This window comes from Vibrio sp. FE10 (assembly GCF_030297155.1).
GTDB classification, from domain to species: domain Bacteria; phylum Pseudomonadota; class Gammaproteobacteria; order Enterobacterales; family Vibrionaceae; genus Vibrio; species Vibrio apostichopi.
Map to the genome: position 1 here is coordinate 2,417,289 of NZ_AP028067.1, position 18,832 is coordinate 2,436,120.

At 44.8% G+C, this 18,832-nt stretch carries 18 protein-coding genes; 9 read left to right on the forward strand and 9 right to left on the reverse strand.

Features of this window, described 5'->3' with window-relative positions; genetic code table 11:
* Positions 1-388: 388 nt before the first annotated feature.
* A complete protein-coding gene (locus QUF19_RS10745; protein WP_286293144.1) occupies positions 389-1,162 on the reverse strand; it encodes an ABC transporter substrate-binding protein in 774 nt (257 codons plus the stop codon).
* Positions 1,163-1,172: 10 nt separating this feature from the next.
* The gene (hisC, locus tag QUF19_RS10750) at positions 1,173-2,315 is read right to left on the reverse strand and encodes a histidinol-phosphate transaminase (RefSeq protein ID WP_286293145.1); all 1,143 of its coding nucleotides are present in this window, start codon (positions 2,313-2,315) and stop codon (positions 1,173-1,175) included.
* Positions 2,316-2,495: 180 nt separating this feature from the next.
* On the opposite strand from hisC, the gene QUF19_RS10755 reads away from it, so the two are divergent.
* The 6 genes from QUF19_RS10755 (at position 2,496) to QUF19_RS10780 (ending at position 6,126) form a co-directional block, all read left to right on the forward strand.
* Positions 2,496-3,383, forward strand: a complete 888-nt coding sequence (locus tag QUF19_RS10755; protein WP_286293147.1) for a LysR substrate-binding domain-containing protein — start codon at positions 2,496-2,498, stop codon at positions 3,381-3,383.
* Between the two features lie 301 nt (positions 3,384-3,684).
* Positions 3,685-3,933, forward strand: a complete 249-nt coding sequence (locus QUF19_RS10760) for a hypothetical protein (protein WP_061021728.1) — start codon at positions 3,685-3,687, stop codon at positions 3,931-3,933.
* 109 nt (positions 3,934-4,042) lie between these two features.
* The gene (locus tag QUF19_RS10765) at positions 4,043-4,645 is read left to right on the forward strand and encodes a septation protein A (RefSeq protein ID WP_102434810.1); all 603 of its coding nucleotides are present in this window, start codon (positions 4,043-4,045) and stop codon (positions 4,643-4,645) included.
* Positions 4,646-4,840: 195 nt separating this feature from the next.
* A complete protein-coding gene (gene yciA / locus QUF19_RS10770) occupies positions 4,841-5,239 on the forward strand; it encodes an acyl-CoA thioester hydrolase YciA (RefSeq protein ID WP_017061510.1) in 399 nt (132 codons plus the stop codon).
* A 193-nt stretch (positions 5,240-5,432) separates the two neighbouring features.
* Positions 5,433-5,729: a YciI family protein gene (locus QUF19_RS10775; RefSeq protein WP_004741234.1), complete on the forward strand. Its 297-nt coding sequence runs from the start codon at positions 5,433-5,435 to the stop codon at positions 5,727-5,729.
* A gap of 1 nt (position 5,730) precedes the next feature.
* The gene (locus tag QUF19_RS10780) at positions 5,731-6,126 is read left to right on the forward strand and encodes a GspS/AspS pilotin family protein (protein ID WP_102311435.1); all 396 of its coding nucleotides are present in this window, start codon (positions 5,731-5,733) and stop codon (positions 6,124-6,126) included.
* A gap of 92 nt (positions 6,127-6,218) precedes the next feature.
* Here the strand turns inward: QUF19_RS10780 and metE are convergent, their stop codons facing one another.
* Positions 6,219-8,567, reverse strand: coding sequence for a 5-methyltetrahydropteroyltriglutamate--homocysteine S-methyltransferase (metE, locus tag QUF19_RS10785; protein ID WP_286293194.1), 2,349 nt, complete (start codon positions 8,565-8,567; stop codon positions 6,219-6,221).
* Positions 8,568-8,845: 278 nt separating this feature from the next.
* Between metE and QUF19_RS10790 the strand changes: the two genes are divergently transcribed.
* Complete coding sequence (locus tag QUF19_RS10790) at positions 8,846-9,757, forward strand: LysR substrate-binding domain-containing protein (protein WP_017093110.1); 912 nt, start codon at positions 8,846-8,848, stop codon at positions 9,755-9,757.
* Positions 9,758-9,934: 177 nt separating this feature from the next.
* Here QUF19_RS10790 and QUF19_RS10795 read toward each other — a convergent pair whose 3' ends face one another.
* Together QUF19_RS10795 and QUF19_RS10800 are read right to left on the reverse strand one after the other, a co-directional pair.
* Complete coding sequence (locus QUF19_RS10795) at positions 9,935-10,135, reverse strand: DUF4250 domain-containing protein (RefSeq protein WP_017076390.1); 201 nt, start codon at positions 10,133-10,135, stop codon at positions 9,935-9,937.
* Between the two features lie 132 nt (positions 10,136-10,267).
* Positions 10,268-10,948: an HI_1241 family integral membrane domain gene (locus QUF19_RS10800; RefSeq protein ID WP_065111093.1), complete on the reverse strand. Its 681-nt coding sequence runs from the start codon at positions 10,946-10,948 to the stop codon at positions 10,268-10,270.
* A 330-nt stretch (positions 10,949-11,278) separates the two neighbouring features.
* On the opposite strand from QUF19_RS10800, the gene QUF19_RS10805 reads away from it, so the two are divergent.
* A complete protein-coding gene (locus tag QUF19_RS10805) occupies positions 11,279-13,579 on the forward strand; it encodes a YgiQ family radical SAM protein (protein WP_286298877.1) in 2,301 nt (766 codons plus the stop codon).
* 132 nt (positions 13,580-13,711) lie between these two features.
* On the opposite strand, the gene QUF19_RS10810 is transcribed toward QUF19_RS10805, so the two are convergent.
* A complete protein-coding gene (locus QUF19_RS10810) occupies positions 13,712-14,350 on the reverse strand; it encodes a helix-turn-helix domain-containing protein (RefSeq protein ID WP_286293206.1) in 639 nt (212 codons plus the stop codon).
* Between the two features lie 132 nt (positions 14,351-14,482).
* Here QUF19_RS10810 and QUF19_RS10815 point away from each other — a divergent pair, with 132 nt between their 5' ends.
* Complete coding sequence (locus tag QUF19_RS10815) at positions 14,483-15,697, forward strand: benzoate/H(+) symporter BenE family transporter (RefSeq protein ID WP_286293208.1); 1,215 nt, start codon at positions 14,483-14,485, stop codon at positions 15,695-15,697.
* 90 nt (positions 15,698-15,787) lie between these two features.
* Here the strand turns inward: QUF19_RS10815 and QUF19_RS10820 are convergent, their stop codons facing one another.
* Genes QUF19_RS10820 through QUF19_RS10830 form a run of 3 tightly spaced genes read right to left on the reverse strand, consistent with a single transcriptional unit; the run spans position 15,788 to position 18,742 of the window.
* Positions 15,788-16,252, reverse strand: a complete 465-nt coding sequence (locus QUF19_RS10820) for a GtrA family protein (protein ID WP_286293209.1) — start codon at positions 16,250-16,252, stop codon at positions 15,788-15,790.
* On the reverse strand, positions 16,239-17,726 hold the full coding sequence (locus QUF19_RS10825; RefSeq protein WP_286293211.1) for an ArnT family glycosyltransferase: 1,488 nt from the start codon (positions 17,724-17,726) through the stop codon (positions 16,239-16,241). Before QUF19_RS10825 ends, QUF19_RS10820 begins: the two co-directional genes overlap by 14 nt.
* A complete protein-coding gene (locus QUF19_RS10830) occupies positions 17,723-18,742 on the reverse strand; it encodes a glycosyltransferase family 2 protein (RefSeq protein WP_286293212.1) in 1,020 nt (339 codons plus the stop codon). Before QUF19_RS10830 ends, QUF19_RS10825 begins: the two co-directional genes overlap by 4 nt.
* Positions 18,743-18,832: the final 90 nt, after the last annotated feature.

The window sequence follows — 18,832 nt, forward strand, 5'->3', positions numbered from 1 at the left end:
ATTGTGATACCAATCATATTTGACACTAATTAAACCATTAAGCAGTCTAACTTCGGATTTTCTGGGGATTTCGAACACTTCCAACTGCTTTTAGAACAATCTGTTAGCAAGAAATGCATTTGCACATTTGTGTTATTTTAAGATCCAGAGATCGTTTATAGAGCACGAGCAAAGAAGGTCTTATCGATTGAAAAGCGAGTCGTCAACTGTGATTTCTGAGGTGGTAGAGATAAGGTTTTAAGCTAAACGTATGGAAAAAGAATGGATAAGCACGGATAAAGGCAATAGAGAGAAACTTGATAGGACGAATTGTTTGTAACAAAAATCCGAGAACCTCACAGCTCTCGGATTTTTGTTTTTAGTGATTTAGTTTTAGGCGTTAGACGAATTACAAATCAGCGCCATAAATATCAAACGTGAAGTACTTAGCAGCAATTTTGTCGTAAGTACCGTTCGCTCTGATCTCTTCAATAGCGGTATTGAATTGTTTTGCCAGTTTTGAATCCTGCTTTCTTAACGCTAATGCAGTGCCTTCGCCAATGTAGGCTTTGTCGGTCACTGCTTTGCCTTTGAATTCAAAACCCTCTCCTTCTTTCTTATCTAAGAAAGCGAGTGATAGTTGGTCGGAGTTACCAAACGTTAGATCTAAACGACCATTCTGCATATCAAGGTAGACTTCGTCTTGTCCTGTGTAACGTTTGATGTTTACGATGTCGCCAAACTTATCAGTGACGTAACGATCGTGAATCGTACCCTGCTGCACACCAATAGTTTTACCCGCTAGGCCGGCCTCATCAATGCTAAATTCTGCGTTCTTAGCAGCAACAAACACAGCTGGCGTTTGATAGTACTTATCGGTGAACAGTATTTTGCGCTTACGCTCTTCGGTAATACGCATCGAAGCCATGATCACATCTGACTTTCTCGCCAATAGACTTGGAATCAACGAATCCCAGCTTTGTGATACCCAAGTACAATCCAACTTCGCTTGCTCACACAAGGCGTCTGCTATCTCAATATCAAACCCAACAGGTTTACCTTCGCTGTTTTTGTAGTTGAATGGCGGATAGGTAAAGTCTGACGCTAAACGGATTTCTTTCGCCTGTACTGTGGTACCAAGTAAAGCAGCCGCACAAGCGAGTCCTAGTATTATCTTTTTCATCATTGCCATCCTAGATATGATTTTTATCGAGTTGAGATTGAGTTTCTTTATGTTGAGATTGTTGAATTTGTTTGTCTTGTTGATTCTTTTCTAATTCGGTTTGGTAGCGTGAAAGTGACGCTATCACTTCTGCCATACTCTCTTGACTACCGATACTGATACGCACGCAATTACGCAAAGCAGGCTCATGGCTCTGATTTCTGGTCACAATGCCATCTTTCGTCAATACGCTAAACAGTTCATGCCCCGATTTTTGACGCAGCAAAATAAAGTTGGTCGATGATGGATAAACATGTTCAATGAAGTCGAACTGGGTCAACGCAGCTGCAAACTGATTACGAATCTCAACCAGTTTAGCGGTCGCCTGTTTCATCACCGCAACACGCTCATCAGACAAAGCTTCTAATACGATCTGAGAAGAACAATCTGGCATTGGGTATGGAGGAATCAGCTTGGACACATATTGCATCACGTTGGGACTAGCCAAAATAAAGCCACAACGTACAGCAGCTAGTCCAAACGCTTTAGATAAAGTGCGAATCACGACTAGATGCGGATAACGCTCAATAAGGTTCACAGCCGATGTCTGAGGTTCAAATTCAATATACGCTTCATCGACCACGACTAGCGATTTACCCACAGTTCCTTCCAGTACCTCAATCAGGTCGGCTTTTGGAATCACGTTGCCCGTTGGGTTGTTCGGTGAACACAGAAAGACAAGATTAACCAGTTCGGACTTCTGCACAATATCGGCGACATTAAGATTAAAGTCTTCTTGCAATGGCGAGTCTAAAGTCTCTATCGCCAGTGCATCGGCACAAAACTCGTACATAGCGTAAGTTGGAGAACAAATGAGGATATTGTCTTGTGCTGGTTTGCAAAAGGTTCTTATCAGTAAATCAATCGCTTCATCAGCACCACGAACCGCAACGGTGGCAGAGTCAGTTTCACAATAGGCTTGATAAGCCTTGGCAATGTCTTGCGGTAAGAAATCAGGATAACGGTTATAACCTTGTTCACCCTCGAACAAAGTATTTTCCAGTTCATTGGCATTTAACCAGACACGTCCATCGCCGCCAATTCTTCTTGCCGATTGATAAGGTATTAATTTTTTTACAGCCTGAGGCACTAAGCTATCAATAAAAGATGTCAAGAAGCTATCCCTTTCATGTAATTACGATTCCTTCACCACTGCCTTCATATTCAAAATATGTGACTTATACACATATTGAATCACAAATGATGACTAAGTATTTACATTCAAACAGAACACTATTGATAAATGAATCGAAATAATCACATAATAGCCATGATAAAAAGTCATAGGTAAAGCATGAATAAAACTCTCCCTTCAACAAAAACACTGCTCGCGTTCTTGTCTACAGCTAAGCATCTCAACTTTACACGTGCTGCACATGAGCTCAATGTCACGCAAGGTGCAGTAAGCCGTCAGGTGCTGTCGTTTGAAGAGAGTCTTGGGTGCGATCTTTTCTACCGACATGCTCGTGGGTTGTCATTAACCCCCAAGGGAGAAGAACTGGTTCCGCTGATTCAAGAGACCATTCAACAACTGCAATCAGCGCTTAATCAAGTTGCCAGCTCTCCATCGAAGATCAAACTCAACGCACCAAGCTGTATTACCTCTTGGCTATTGCCTAAGCTGATGTCATTCCAACAAGCTTTTCCTGAAATTGATGTTGAGTTGACCTCAACCATCAAGCACGTTTTCGAACCAAGCTTTGATCCTTTTGATGCCGTCATCACCTATGGCAAGAAACCAAGCCAACAATCGATTGTTAGCCAACTCTTGTTTAATGAACAACTCGCGCCAGTCTGCCAAGCGCAAAGCATTAAACCGAGTCACCTTACCAGTGGTTCTTCTTCTCTAATCAAGCCACACAAGCTCGCTCAATACACATGGCTACACGCTAACAACGAACAAAGTGATTGGCGACTTTGGTTAGAGCATATTGGAAGTCATGACCTTTCAAGCAAGAAAAACCAGCAATTTGCGACACTCGATCAAGCGATGAACGCCGCAATACAGGGCTTTGGGATTGCGATAGGCGACATCACTCTCGCCAAGCAAGACATCGACTTAGGTAGGTTGGTCAAGGTAAGTGAAGGAAGCATCTTTTCTGGTAATGGGTATTTTTTTCTGCAACCTAAAAACCGGCAAAACCCTTCCCTATCAACTTTAGTCGATTGGCTAGTCGGTTAGCGGTTAGCGGTTAGCGGCTATCAAATTGCCAATTGAGAAACATTAAAGCTTCAGTCGTTCGTCAGAATGAGAATTTTACCATTCTCAAAATAAAACTATTTTGCGCCAACTACGTATTGGTTTTTAGAGAATAGAACGTACATTCCTTTAACTAGTTGAAAAGAAAATTAATTCAACTTTTTATCTCAGAAACTCTATTCCAACGGACAAAATGGCATTCGAATTGCTTTGTCATAGATAACCCAACCAATATACAGCAGGTTGCAAAGATATAACTGCAGCTTGTCACGGAGGATAGGCTATGACCTTACAAAGACATACATACTACGGCTTAATTCACCATGGAATTAAAACCTTATTAATCGATAGAATTGGCCACTTCACTGAGCGTGAGTATCACGAGTACCTTGACCTAACGACTGGTAAATCGACGTGTTTTGCGATGAGTGAGCAAGAGCTTGAAAACACCTTAGACAGTTTGAAGAGTGAGGGCTATCTTGAGGACATCAAGAAATTGATCCCTCGATACCAAACATCGTCCATGCGGTAACAGGAGTTACACAACATTAGTTTTGCAGCCAATTGTCTCGGGCTATTTAGCATCGAGGCAATTTTGGTTAGACTGTCTGCAACTCAACTAACTGGATACTCAGTGCCACATGAAGCAAATCCTTGATTTCATTCCTCTCATCATTTTCTTTGCGCTGTATAAGATGTACGACATCTACACAGCTACAGGCGCATTGATTGTTGCTTCCGCAGTACAAATCGTTTTGACGTACATTATCTACAAGAAAGTGGAGAAAATGCAGATCATCACATTTTTGATGGTTGCCGTATTTGGCGGCATGACCATCTTTTTGCATGATGACAACTTCATAAAATGGAAAGTAACCATCGTTTATGCATTGTTCGCGATCGGCCTGACTGTCAGTCACCTAATGGGCAAATCAGCGATTAAAGGCATGTTAGGTAAAGAGATCTCTCTTCCTGAAGCGGTATGGGGCAAGATCAACTGGGCTTGGACTCTGTTCTTCACTCTGTGTGCGATCCTCAATGTTTACGTTGCTTTCAACCTACCATTGGATGTGTGGGTCAACTTCAAAGTGTTTGGCCTTCTCATCGCTACTTTTGCATTTACCTTGCTAACGGGTGTTTATATCTACAAGCATTTACCAAAAGACCAGCTTCAGTCAAAAGAGCAAGCTCCAGAAAACGATAAGCAACAAGAGCTCTCAGGTAAAAATACCGACGAGAAATAACCCTTAGAGATGAGTCCGCATCCCCTTTTTGATACAATTATTATCAATATGCGATTTAACAGTGGCCAATGATACTCGTGATCATTGGCCACTGATTGTTTGTGTTCGGTGAATACGTTAAAAATACGACCACCGCGAGTACCGCAAACACATCTATTTAAATTCAAAACAATCAATACCATTAAGAGTACAACAATGACTATTCAATCAACTTTGAACCCGATTGGTTCTTTACTTCTTCGCACCTTGGCGATGCCCTCTGATACCAATGCAGCAGGTCAAATATTCGGTGGTTGGATAATGTCTCAACTGGACCTGGCTGGCGGCATACTGGCGAAAGAGATCTCAAACGGAAAAATAGTCACCGTGTCAGTATCAAGCATCGAATTCAAACAGCCAGTATCGGTCGGCGATGTAGTCTGTGTTTATGGCGACTGCACCAAGATTGGCCGCAGCTCGATGAATATCGACCTAGAGGTATGGGTTAAGCCGGTACTTGATCACGGCATCGGCGATCGTTATAAAGTTTGTGGCGCGACATTCAACTACGTTGCTGTAGACGAAAGCGGTAAACCTCGCCCAATCAACAAATAGTCCTTCGACGACCTTATCTCTCTCAAAGGTCTTTAGTCATTTCGATTAAAAATGCTAAAGACCTTCTCACTCTGCCGCACCATTTCACAATTTCTTATCATTAGCTCTTCCAATACCCATTAGTTCGCGTAAATTAGCCAGATAAATAATTTAATCGCTCTAATTCAGTGAAGTAACATAAGGATATCTCAACATGTGGTACGTGATTTTTTCTCAAGACGTCGAAAACTCATTAGAAAAACGCCTAAGTGTTCGCCCACAACATCTAGAACGCCTACAAACACTTCACGATGAAGGTCGACTTCTAACAGCAGGTCCAATGCCCGCTATCGATTCAGATAACCCTGGTGAAGCGGGTTTCACAGGTTCTACTGTAATTGCTGAGTTCAACTCTTTAGAAGACGCACAAGCATGGGCTGACGCAGACCCGTACATTGATGCTGGTGTCTACCAAAATGTCATCGTAAAACCATTCAAGAAAGTATTTTAACGTGAAAAAATGGATTATTGGTTCACTGGCTTTAGCTCTGCTTGCAGGCTGTGCTTCAAGTGAGCAAGACCAACAAAGACAGCTTGAAATGATGGCACAACACCGTGCTGGCGTTTTATCGGCTGGCCTGCCAATTGAGTATGGCCCATTGTCAGTTATGCGTGTACTGGCAAAAAACACCGTTATCGAGATCATGATGATCTACAACCAAGACGCTAAAGGTGCTAAGCCTTTGAACCAAGTTGTAGACATGAGTGTGAATAGCTACTGCACCAACTCTGAAGTAAGAGCAAACCTCGACATGGGCTTGGCTTACAACATCAAGATTCGCAATACTCGCGGACAATTGATGGTTGAGAAGCTGATCAGCAAAGATACTTGCCAGAGCAGCAGCTAAATTCGAGATTCGAATAAGCACCAAGTAGAAAGGCCTCGCATTTGCGAGGCCTTTGTTTTTTGAGAGTAATCAAACCCTAACGTTAGCTAAACTTAAACTCCTGCCGATTCCCACTCTTTACGCAGTGTCTTAGTCGCCGATACAAGATTGGTCAGTGCAGCTTCTGTCTCTGCCCAGTTACGTGTCTTAAGACCACAATCTGGGTTTGCCCACAAACGTTCTGCCGGGATTTTCTCTGCCGCCTTCTTCAGCAAATCAACAATCCACTCTTCTGATGGGATGTTTGGTGAGTGAATATCGTAAACACCTGGGCCAATCGCATTCGGGTAATTGAACTCTTCAAACGCTTTCAGCAGTTCCATGTTCGAGCGAGAGGTTTCAATGGTAATCACATCTGCATCTAGCGCCGCCACTGAATCAATGATCTCGTTGAACTCGCTGTAACACATGTGTGTATGGATCTGAGTCTCTGGCTTGGCACTCGCTGCTGAAATCTTAAAGGCATCGACCGCCCACTCTAAGTATTCTGCATGGTCGCGTTTTTTCAGCGGCAAGCCTTCACGAATAGCAGGCTCATCAATTTGAATAATGTTGATTCCAGCGTCTTGCAAATCCGACACTTCATCACGCAGCGCAAACGCTAATTGGTTGGTGATCTCTTTGCGAGAGATGTCTTCACGTGGGAATGTCCAACACAAGATAGTGACAGGTCCTGTGAGCATTCCTTTCATTTGCTTTGAAGTCAGAGATTGAGCATAGGTCGACCATTCTACCGTCATTGGTTTTTCACGCTCGATATCCGCAACCACAATCGCAGGTTTCACGCAGCGAGAACCATAGCTTTGTACCCAACCAAATTTGGTGGTTTGGAAGCCTGCTAGATTTTCTGCAAAGTATTCCACCATGTCATTTCGCTCGGCTTCACCATGCACAAGCACATCCAAATCGAGTGCTTCTTGACGTTTGACCGCATCCGCGATGTGACCTTTTAGTGCGTTGGTATATTCCGCTTCACTCAATTGACCGGTGCGGTAGGCGCTACGTTGAACGCGAATCTCACCGGTTTGCGGGAAAGAGCCAATCGTTGTGGTTGGTAACAACGGTAAGCCGAGAACTTCAGACTGATGCGCCGCTCGCTCAGCATAAGGCGCACTTCTCTCAGCTAACGCTTTAGTGATGGTATTAAGGCGAGCTTGTACCTGAGGCTTGTTGACATGAGTCGCGCTCTTACGAGCAACAATTGGCTGGCTGTACGTCTCACAAGCTAAAATGGCATTTTGATCGCCGTCTAACGCAGCTCCCAATAAACTCACCTCGGTGACTTTCTGTTTCGCGAAAGCAAACCAACTCTTCACTTCTTCGCTAAGCGAATCTTCTAATTCTAAATCCACTGGGCTGTGCAGCAACGAGCATGAACTTGCCACCCACAGTTTTTCTCCTAGCTTCTCTTTCACTGGCTGTAGTAGATCCAGATGCGCGGCCAAATCAGCACGCCACACATTGCGACCGTTAATCGCCCCTGCAGAAAGCACCCAATCTTCCGGTAACTTGTTCACCACCTCATTAAGTTGCTGCGGTGCTGCAGCCAAGTCGATGTGTAAACCGTTGACGGGCAGTTCTACGATGTTATCTAACGTGTCAGTCACTGAATCAAAGTAAGTGGTAAGCAGCAGTTTTACATCGCCTTGAATCACTTGATAAGCCAACTTGAATGATTCAGACCACCGCTTTTCAAGTTCCAGAGAAAGAATAGGTTCGTCAATTTGCACCCACTCAACACCTAACTTGGAAAGTTTAGCCAAAATCGCTTGGTAGGCAGTAAGAAGGCGAGGCAACAGGGTTAAGCGGTCAAAGCCCTCTTCCACTTCTTTGCCTAGGTACAAGTAAGACAGTGGGCCGAGAAGTACAGGCTTAACCTTGTGTCCTGCTTTTATCGCTTCGTTCACTTCGTCAAACAGCTGTGGCCAGCTCACTTCGAATGAGTCGTCTTTACTGAATTCAGGAACAATATAGTGATAGTTAGTGTTGAACCACTTAGTCATGTCAGACGCTGCTGAGCTGTCTTTTGTGCCACTTTCCAAACCATGTTGACCACCACAACAGGTTGGCTGCGTTTGAGATTGACCACGACCTACGCGGAACAAGGTATCTAAATCTGGAAAGGCTTTTTCATCTCCTGAACCACCAGCATGACGCTTTGGCACGTGGCCTAGAAGTAACGTCGTTGTCAGAACATGGTCGTACCATGCGAAGTCGCCCGCAGTTGCAAAGCTTAGATTCGCGTCGGCTTGTACATTCCAGTTACGATTTCTTAGCTCGCTGCCGAGCAGCTTAAGTTCTGATTGGTCAATCTCACCACGCCAGTATTTCTCTAGTGAGAACTTAAGTTCGCGTTTTTCGCCGATGCGTGGGTAACCAAGAATATGCGTTGTTGTCGTCATGAGTCTGTTCCTTATTCGATAATTTTAATTTCCGGTCAGACTGCCTTTGATGATTTCACTTTTCACAAAGGCGTCTGGATGGCTAAACTATCGCCCTAATCCGATCTATGGACAACGTCCAAATATTCATCTTGTTTATTAATAATATTCATCTTTAATCGTCCAAAGATGAACAGTTTAAATCCATCTGGACATCTAGACGTTTACAAAACATAAAAAACACCGTAGGGTGATTATTAAGAAATATTGAATTGGCTTAGGGAATATGAGGAATACTCATGATAGAGCTTAAACACCTTCGAACATTGACCACCTTGAGAGACAGCGGCTCGCTTACAGCCACTGCGACTTCTCTTCATCTGACTCAGTCGGCGCTTTCTCACCAATTGAAAGACCTTGAGGCTCGTATTGGCGGTCAGCTTTTCCTGCGTAAAACTAGGCCCGTAAAATTCACCTCTGAGGGTGAGATCTTGCTTAAGCTCGCAGATGAGATACAACCAAGAATTGCCAAAGCAGAGAATGAACTCGCGAGCCTGAAAGAGGATGTGAATGGTCGATTGCACATGGCGATCGAATGTCACTCTTGCTTCCAATGGTTAATGCCTGCTTTGAAGGAGTACCAAGTTGCTTGGCCAAGCGTGACGCTCGATTTCTCATCAGGCTTTGGTTTTGAACCTCTGCCGGCTTTGATGGCTGGGGAGTTGGACTTGGTGATCACCTCAGACATTCAACCGCGTTCAGAGGTCCATTACGAACCGCTCTTTGATTTCGAGATGCGTTTGATCACCGCCATCAACTCACCTTTGGCAGAAAAGCCAAGCATCGATCCACAAGATCTTAGCGATATCACGATGCTCTCTTATCCGGTTCAAAAACAGCGTCTTGATGTTGTGAAGCACTTTTTGCAACCGGCAGGTGTAGAGCCTAAGAAATGGAAACAGGCAGACAACACATTAATGTTGGTACAAATGGTATCGGCTGGTTTAGGTGTTGCGGCATTACCGAACTGGGCGATCAGCGAGTTTTCAAGACAAGGGTTAATTGCCAGTAAACCACTGGGAAAAGGACTTTCAAGACGACTATTTGCGGCGGTAAGAAACTCCGAGAAAGACAAACGTTATCTGCAAGCTTTCTTTAGCACGGCAAGACAACAAAGTAAGAGTCACCTAGATGGGATTGAGGTCGTTTAACGGTATTGATTGTTGAGTTAAATGAGCCTGCGTTCAACATTAGATGCAAGCTCCAAAAGCAAACGCCAGATACAAAAAAGTCACAGATAATCTGTGACTTTTTTCTCAGCATCAATTCAGTATCAACTGGAGGACGATACTTGTTTGAACACGAGCGATGACGCGCCAATTCGATGTTTATCTTGGATAAGACTTGAACTGATTAGTCAGTGGGTCGTATTGATAGCCAAGCATATCCAGCTTACCGACGACACTTTCTATATCCATTTCATACATGCTGACCAGCTCTTCAAAGCTATCACATTCCAAACGAAGCTTTTCGTTGACGATCCCGAGCAAGATAATGCTATCGAAACCTTTGACGTTGCTTAAATCCATCCTGAACTCCTAACGAACACACGATTAGAATTAAGTTTAGAACGCTTACCAGCCGCATGCTTAAAAACAGATCACACTTCTTTCGCTACCACTGATTTAATCAACTAAAAGTTTCGAGAACTCGACAGCCTCTTACAACGCCCAAACCGGTGTTAAGCCAATCACTGACGCTAATAACATCAGCAATGCTATCGTTAACTGCAACTTCTCAGGTGTTTTGACAAACAGCAAATGCCAACACCAAACCACGATAGAAGAGATAAGCAAAGCAAAGCTAAACAACAAAGTTGAAATAACAGGTTCTAGTTGCGCTTCAGACAATGAATAAACGTTAATCACGGTCGCCAACACCACCAGCATGCCACTCAATACGCCCACAACAGGCAGAACGCGGTGAAATGCTTGTAAGCGCGTTCTTGCGATAGTCAGCAGTAAATGTCCGAAAGAAGCACCCAGTAAAGCCACCAACAACACAGTAGCAATAATACCAACTGGGTTTACCTGTTCGCTTGCTTGGATAGCAACATATGACAACGCCAAACCACAAGCAAGATACATCACCCAGATAGGGCCTGAATCACGTGTCTTCTTAGTTTGAACTTGAGAATAGAAATAGAAGATAGCGAATACGATCAGAAACGCTTCAATTCTTAATGAAGCAACAGCAAGCCAAAGCACGCCAATCGCAGGTAACATCTTGTGAATACGGCCACGTTGGCCAGGGCAAATATCACCCTTCACTAAGATTAAAGTTAAGATCAGTTGGGCTCCTAATAGCATGGGAGCAAATTGTACTAATAATGATTCGACCATTGTGGATCTACTTATTCAGACTTATTTTCGCGAATAATATCAAAAACTGCTGCGAACACTAATCAAAATCACAAATTAGCGACGTTATTCAAGGCTTCAACTATGCTGTTGTATGGTTCTTTTGTCAGCATTATCTGCAAAATGGCGAAAGACACCAGAACTAACAGGGGCATGTTCTACTGGCTAGTCTAGGCTCATGCCGCTATAATTCCCGCCTCAAAAATCAGAGGTTGAAATATGTACAGCGATATCACTCCTATTCACGAACACAAAAAATACTGGGCCGAGTGCTACGGAACAGCACCCTTTTTGCCTACCAGTAGAAAGGAGATGGATGCTCTTGGATGGGATAGCTGTGACATTATTATTGTAACTGGTGACGCGTATGTCGATCACCCTAGCTTTGGTATGGCTATCATTGGCCGTTTGCTTGAAGCTCAAGGTTTCCGCGTGGGCATCATTGCCCAACCAAAGTGGGACAATAAAGATGCCTTCATGGAACTGGGTCGACCTAACCTATTCTTCGGCATCACTGCGGGTAACATGGATTCCATGATCAACCGCTACACCTCTGATCGCAAACTTCGTCATGACGATGCCTACACACCGAACAATGAAGGTGGTAAGCGTCCTGACCGTGCAACTCTGATTTATTCTCAACGTTGTCGTGAAGCCTACAAAGGCACGCCAATCGTTCTTGGTGGTATTGAAGCGAGCTTGCGTCGCGTTGCGCACTACGACTACTGGTCTGATAAAGTTCGTCGCTCTGTATTGTTTGATGCAAAAGCAGACATCCTTCTTTTCGGTAACGCCGAGCGTGCACTGGTTGAAGTGGCACATCGCATTGCTGACGGCGAAGACATGTCAACGCTGACAAACATTCGCGGTACAGCAATCAACCTGCCTGCAGCGCCTGAAGGTTACAAAATTATCGATTCTTCTCGTATCGAAAAACCGAACAAAGCCTACGTTCCGGTTAACCCGTACGAAGTAGAAACGCAGTGTGATACCAAGAAAGACGAAAAAGAAGAAGTAAAGGCGCAGCCAATCACGATTCGCCCTTCTCGCCACGATGCAAAAACAACTGCGGTTCGTATCCCTGGTTTCGAAAAACTGAATAACGACCGTATTCTTTACGCTCACGCTAGCCGTATTCTGCACCTAGAGACCAACCCGTATTCAGGTCGTGCTCTTATTCAACGCCACGGTGACCGCGAGCTTTGGGTAAACCAAGCGCCAATCCCTCTTGCAACTGAAGAGATGGATTACGTGTTTGGCCTTGCGTACAAGCGTGTTCCTCACCCTATGTATGGCAAAGCAAAGATTCCAGCATATGACATGATCAAAACCTCGGTTAACATCATGCGTGGTTGTTTTGGTGGTTGTTCTTTCTGTTCAATCACAGAACACGAAGGACGAATCATTCAGAACCGTTCGAAAGAATCGATCTTGGATGAAATCGAAGACATTAAAGATAAAGTCCCTGGCTTTACTGGTACCATTTCTGATTTGGGTGGCCCAACGGCGAACATGTATCGCTTAGGTTGTTCTGATCCTAAAGCTGAAATTAACTGTCGTCGCCCATCATGTGTGTTCCCTAAAATCTGTGAAAAACTGAACACAGACCACCAGCACACCATTGACCTTTACCGCTCAGCGAGAAAGGTTCCGGGCATCAAGAAAGTAATGATCGCATCAGGTGTTCGTTATGACCTTGCGATTGAGTCTCCAGAATACGTACGTGAGCTTGTGACTCACCACGTTGGTGGTTACTTGAAGATCGCTCCAGAACATACTGAAAAAGGCCCTCTGGATCTGATGATGAAGCCGGGCATGGGCACTTACGATCGTTTCAAAGAGATGTTCGAGAAGTACAGCGCTGAAGCGGGTAAGAAACAGTATCTAATTCCTTACTTCATCTCTGCTCACCCGGGCACGGAAGATGAAGACATGCTTAACCTTGCGTTGTGGCTAAAAAAGCATAACTACGAGTGTGACCAAGTACAGAACTTCTACCCATCGCCAATGTGTAATGCTACGTCGATGTACTACTCAGAGACCAACCCTCTGAAGCGCGTGAAATACAAAAAACGTGAAGATGTTCCAGTGCCTAAAGGCGATCGTCAACGTCGTCTGCATAAAGCATTGCTTCGTTACCACGATCCAGAAAACTGGAAGATCATCCGTGAAGCACTGATCAGCATGGGCAAAAAGCATCTAATTGGTGACAAAGCGAACTGCTTAGTCCCAGAAGAAGATTTTGAAGCTCAGACACCAGCACAGCGTCGTAAATCTGGTCGTCACGGCTCACAACGTTTCGCAACTAAGCACAGTAAAGCTCAACCGGGTCTTGGCGGCGAAAGCCCACGTAACCATTCTAAGCCTGGTGGCAATAAGCCTAAACCGGGTGGTAAGAAGCCAACAGGTAGCAACGGCAATCAGGGCAACGGCAAGCAGAACGGTAATGGTAATAAACCAGCGACTGGCTTCATCAAAAAAGCCCCTGCTAGCCAGCAATCGCAAGGCAATGGCAGCGGAAATGGCAAGCCAAACCGCAGCAAAGCGGGCAATGGTCAAGGTGGTAAACCTGCAAGTAACGGAAAGAATCGCCAGCGCGCAACACAACGTTAATATAGCGACCCCATTTACTTGGTTATCATAAAAAAGCGCAGCTAGATAGCTGCGCTTTTTTATGTCTGGAAGATTTTCAGAATGGTTTAAACCAATAAACCTATCAACTTATCAACTTATCAACTTATAGACCTATGAACGCTGCCATTGGTCGGGATAGTGGATGATGTTATGGAAAACCGCTTGTTCAGTTCCGATGTTCTTGTATCCATGAAGTTGTTCTGCATTAAAACGCACCGCTTGTCCCGGACTCAGCTCATGCCAGCTATCGTCAAAAAACACCGCCATACGACCTGAGATACACAATATATGTTCAATCACTCCGGTACTGTGTGGTTCAGAAAAGTGCTCATAGTTCTCTGCTAGCCCAAGCTCATAAACTTCAAAGCCTAACGATGGTTCAAAAGGAAAAACAACACTGACCGAGAAGCCCTCATTCAAGCTTTCATCACGCAATTCATTGGCGTCTCGGAACAAGCTCACCAGCTCGTTGCTAGAACAAGACAGAATCAAACTCGAGAAGGAAACGTTCAAGCCAGTTGCGATTTGCCACAGCTTCGCGACGGTTGGGCTCGATTCACCACGTTCAATCTGCCCTAACATCGCTTTACTGACACCGGTCGCTTTGGCAGTCGCGTCGAGGCTCCACCCTTTCTCTTTACGAATCCGTTTTAGGTTGTGGCTGACTTGCACGTCGTTTTGGTCACTCAAACTCTCTTTTACATTAAAGCTAGTTTCCACATTCATGTTCTTCGGCATGTTTTCGTTCATCTACCTATTCAAGTTTGCTCGTGCTTAATCTTGTCACGAACAAAATTTAAACAAATAACACTTGTGCGCTATAGCGCACAAATGCTAAGTTGAGTTCTATGTATGTTATAACGCACAACGAGAGTGGTTAGTATGGGTCAGGTTAAGTTTTCTCACATCAGTACTGGTTTTATTGCGGTATTTATCGGTTATGCGAGTGCGGCAGCGATCATCTTCCAAGCGGCGACCAGTGCAGGAGCTAGCCAGCAGCAGATTGCTTCATGGTTTTGGGCGCTCGGAATTGGCATGGGCGCGTCGACGATTCTGCTATCGTGGAGATACAAACAACCGGTAGTGACCGCATGGTCGACACCGGGCGCTGCGCTACTTATCACCTCATTGGATGGACTCACCGTAGAACAAGCCGTGGCTATCTTCCTATTTAGCTCACTGCTAATCACCATTACGGGTCTAACAGGCATCTTTGACACGCTGCTTAAACGAATCCCAACATCGATTGCCTCTGCGATGCTAGCGGGTGTGTTGTGGATGTTTGGAATTGGAATTTTCACCTCTCTGTCTCAAGAGGCGATTATCATCGGCACCATGTTAGCTGCGTATATTTTTGCGAAGCCTAAATTTGGTAATCTATTAATTCCTTTTATCTTACTGCTTGCCGTCATAATGAGTGGCGTTGCCGGAAAGCTCGATTTTTCAGATGTGAACTTAACGCTGACTCAGCCTATGTTCATTACGCCCGATTTTGATTTGGCGTCTCTGTTGAGTGTTGGGATTCCGTTATTTGTGGTGACAATGGCATCACAAAACCTGCCTGGATTCGCGGTATTGAAAGCCAATGGTTATAACCCACCAGCGTCACGAATTATCACCACGACAGGCATTACCGGTTTATTGCTCGCTCCCTTTGGTGGTTTTGCGTTTAACTTGGCTGCGCTGACAGGGGCAATATGCATGAGCCCGAACGCCGACCCAAACCCGAAAAGTCGTTATAAAGCGGCATTAACGATGGGTGGTTTCTATTTGTTGGCGGGGGTATTGGGCACAACCTTTGTTTCTCTGTTTTCATCGGTTCCACAAGCCATCATTATTACCATTGCAGGGTTGGCCTTGTTACCGACACTTGCGAACAGCCTGACGACAGCACTTGCTGATGACACACATAGAGAAGCGGCATTGCTCACCTTTTTGCTTACCGCCTCTGGGATTAACTTTGCGGGAGTTGGCAGCGCATTTTGGGGATTGTGTTTGGGGTTAATCTGCTACGGGATAAAGAATTGGCAGTTAAAAGCGGCTCAAGCAAAGCAGGCTCAACCTACACAAACCAACGAAGGCAAAGAACAGAGTTAGAATTACCAATCGTCTTCAATCGTCAATTTTCAATGTTCAATAAAAAAGGCAAGTCATTGGATGACTTGCCTTTCTCTTTCTTTTTCTTTTTTAGCGGGTAAAGACCCAATACTGACTAAACAGGTAGTTCGTCACCATGCCGATCAAAATACCAACGGCCATCGCGATAAACACAGCCCCAGTAAACGCTGGCAGTAATTCAGTCATCAACTTAAAGCACAACAAATTAGGTACTGCTGATATCGATGCTGACAACATGAACTTTTGCCACTGAATCAGTTTTTCAGACCAATGACCCTGCCCTTTGAACCCAAAGGTCAGCACGCGATTACCAAACCAGGTTGTCGTTGCTGCAGCAATGAAAGATCCAATTCTCGCCGTCATTAAAGGTAAACCAACAATGTAATGCAGTAAGGCAAATACCGCACAATCAACAACGAACCCGCCAACACCGACCACTGCGAACCGAACCATCTTGTGATGGGACTGAAGCCTTTGGCTGTGTGTCTGGAGCTTGTTATTGATCATTCGCAGCCCTGAGTTAACGCTGAACATCACTTTCACTTCGAATGTGACTCAACGACAAATTTGGTTTGATATCTTGACTATGACAACTGAATAAAGCGCGCTTTATTTTCACCGTCGGCTCCAAAATACACGTTAACGCGTTGTCTTTAATCTTGGTTTCCACTTCCGCTCTTTTACCAATCAAGTAGAACTTGTCGATGCCGTCGAGTTGCTCTATATCAAGTAGCTTCTTCGCTTGCCCATGGCTATAAAATTGCCCTGAGAACGGTCGTTTTCCTACATAAAAACTCGGTGACGAATCCGTGATCTGTTCGAAGATGATACGGTCACTTTTCTCATTCGCCTTGCCTAGATTCAGGTAAACCATCGCAATCATCAATAAGACTGGCAGAACCAAAGCCACGCTCGAGAACCACTTCTTATCTTTTTCCACCACAAGTATAGCAACCAACAAACCAAGGGCTGGAATACCCGGTAGGACGTATGCTGGGAGAATATTGCCCGCCATAGTGAAAAGGATCAGAGGCGAAATCAGCCAGCACACAAGGAATGAAAACAAGCCGCGATTTTCAGTATTAATTTCTGCAATTTTCTTACGGCGAACAAACGCTAGTATAGGCAATACAATCGACCAAGGCGCAGCGGCTTGAATCCAGAATACCCAGATCATGCCTCGTGTTTCATCGTGAGCGGAGCCGTAAAGATCCCCTTCCCAGCCACTCACGACAAAACGCTTAAAGTGTTCGCCAACAATAAAGTAATCAATAAAGCCCGGTGTCGCCATTTCTGCCATGATGTACCACGGCAGCGCGATCGCTAACATCACACCTAAGCCAGACAACAATGGGAAACGTTGCCAAAGCGCTTTGAAAGCACCAAAGAAGCCGTGTTGTAATACCAACCAAGGGAATACGGCGATGCCCATGATGACGATCGCTACTGGCCCTTTTGCAAGCAAACCTAACGCTAAACCAATAAAGCCAACGTAACCCCAATTTCTATTGGTCTTCGCACTCCCTTCACCTTTCCGACCCTCTCCTCCTAGCCAACATAGATAGAAACCTAACATAGCAATGGTCATCGCCAAGGTTAACGCGATGTCTGTCATCACTGCACCCGCAGCGATTGAGAAAATGCCGCATGTCGCCAACACTACCGCGGCAACCAACGCACTTTGGCCAGTTCGCTTCGCCATGTAAGCCGTCAACAAAATCGTTACGACACCCGCTAACCAATGAGGTGCACGAACGGCAAATTCACTCAAGCCGAACAACTCAATACCTACAGCACTCATCCATGTAAACAGCGGCGGCTTACCCCAGAAAGGAATGCCATAGTCAAACTGAGGCGTTAACCAATTGCCTGTTTCCACCATTAAACGAGCCATTTCGCCATAACGCGCTTCTGTGGTGTCCATTAATGGGTAAGTCGCCAGAGATAAAAGCCTTAGAACCAATGCAAAAGACAACAAATACCATAGGTGCGTTCTGTTCAGGCTCATGCTGACTCCTCTAATTTAAAATGTGTTTTTAATGCAGGTGTATCGACCACCGATTGGATCAGATACAAAGGACGATTCTTGGTTTCAATGAAAATACGACCTATGTACTCTCCCATTAAACCAATACTCAAAAGTTGGATGCCGCCAAGGGCAAGTTGTACGACCATCATTGACGGATAGCCCGTAATGGGTTCGCCAAACATGATGGTTTTGAAAACGATAACCATGCCATACACAAAAGCAGTCAGCGCGACTAAGCCACCCAATGCGGTAGCGATGCGCAGCGGACGAATCGAAAACGAGGTAATGCCATCCATCGCCAATCCGATGAGTTTGAGATAGTTCCATTTCGTTTCACCGCAGAAGCGAGCATCACGCTTAAATTGGAGCGTTGCTTGTTGGAAACCCGGCCATGAAAAAATGCCTTTCATGTAACGGTTACGTTCTGGAAGTTGATTGATATGGTCGACAACTTCGCGGCTCAACAGTCTGAAATCGCCCACGTTCTCAGGCACATCTATCTTCGCAGCCACGTTCATGACTTTGTAAAAGCTTGCCGCTGAAAACTTTTTAAACCAGGTTTCACCGTCACGCTGGCTGCGCTGCATATTGACCACGTCGTAGCCTTCGCGCCATTTCGCGATCATTTGCGGAATCAGCTCCGGAGGATCTTGTAAATCAGCATCTAATAGGATTACGGCTTGTCCACGACAATGCTCAAGGCCAGCACTCATGGCTGACTCTTTCCCAAAATTACGGCTTAAACCAATAACAGAAATTGAACTATTGATTGAAGTGAATGAACTCACCAAGTCCAAGCTGTTGTCTTTGCTGCCATCGTCGACATAAACAATCTCGCTCGTGATCGGTAAGCTATCGAGAACCTTAGTGAGGCGAGAGTGAAACTCTTCCAACACCTCTTGTTCATCGTAGAAAGGCACAATGATAGACAGAGATACCGCAGGGTTAATCTGCGATGTGGATATCTTAGGGCGGCTAATATGAAGTTCAGACATAATACGTTCTTCTATTTTTTAATCTGAAGCCAATCTACCCTCCCATAAGTGAAAGTTATGTTATTGACATATTTTTCACGCTCACTCAGG

Coding starts and splice junctions, on each gene's coding strand:
- QUF19_RS10745 (WP_286293144.1), bottom strand. CDS start 1,162: ATGAAAAAGATAATACTAGGACTCGCTTGTGCGGCTGCTTTACTTGGT.
- QUF19_RS10755 (WP_286293147.1), top strand. CDS start 2,496: ATGAATAAAACTCTCCCTTCAACAAAAACACTGCTCGCGTTCTTGTCT.
- QUF19_RS10760 (WP_061021728.1), top strand. CDS start 3,685: ATGACCTTACAAAGACATACATACTACGGCTTAATTCACCATGGAATT.
- QUF19_RS10765 (WP_102434810.1), top strand. CDS start 4,043: ATGAAGCAAATCCTTGATTTCATTCCTCTCATCATTTTCTTTGCGCTG.
- yciA (WP_017061510.1), top strand. CDS start 4,841: ATGACTATTCAATCAACTTTGAACCCGATTGGTTCTTTACTTCTTCGC.
- QUF19_RS10775 (WP_004741234.1), top strand. CDS start 5,433: ATGTGGTACGTGATTTTTTCTCAAGACGTCGAAAACTCATTAGAAAAA.
- metE (WP_286293194.1), bottom strand. CDS start 8,567: ATGACGACAACAACGCATATTCTTGGTTACCCACGCATCGGCGAAAAA.
- QUF19_RS10790 (WP_017093110.1), top strand. CDS start 8,846: ATGATAGAGCTTAAACACCTTCGAACATTGACCACCTTGAGAGACAGC.
- QUF19_RS10795 (WP_017076390.1), bottom strand. CDS start 10,135: ATGGATTTAAGCAACGTCAAAGGTTTCGATAGCATTATCTTGCTCGGG.
- QUF19_RS10800 (WP_065111093.1), bottom strand. CDS start 10,948: ATGGTCGAATCATTATTAGTACAATTTGCTCCCATGCTATTAGGAGCC.
- QUF19_RS10805 (WP_286298877.1), top strand. CDS start 11,279: ATGGATGCTCTTGGATGGGATAGCTGTGACATTATTATTGTAACTGGT.
- QUF19_RS10810 (WP_286293206.1), bottom strand. CDS start 14,350: ATGAACGAAAACATGCCGAAGAACATGAATGTGGAAACTAGCTTTAAT.
- QUF19_RS10815 (WP_286293208.1), top strand. CDS start 14,483: ATGGGTCAGGTTAAGTTTTCTCACATCAGTACTGGTTTTATTGCGGTA.
- QUF19_RS10820 (WP_286293209.1), bottom strand. CDS start 16,252: ATGTTCAGCGTTAACTCAGGGCTGCGAATGATCAATAACAAGCTCCAG.
- QUF19_RS10825 (WP_286293211.1), bottom strand. CDS start 17,726: ATGAGCCTGAACAGAACGCACCTATGGTATTTGTTGTCTTTTGCATTG.
- QUF19_RS10830 (WP_286293212.1), bottom strand. CDS start 18,742: ATGTCTGAACTTCATATTAGCCGCCCTAAGATATCCACATCGCAGATT.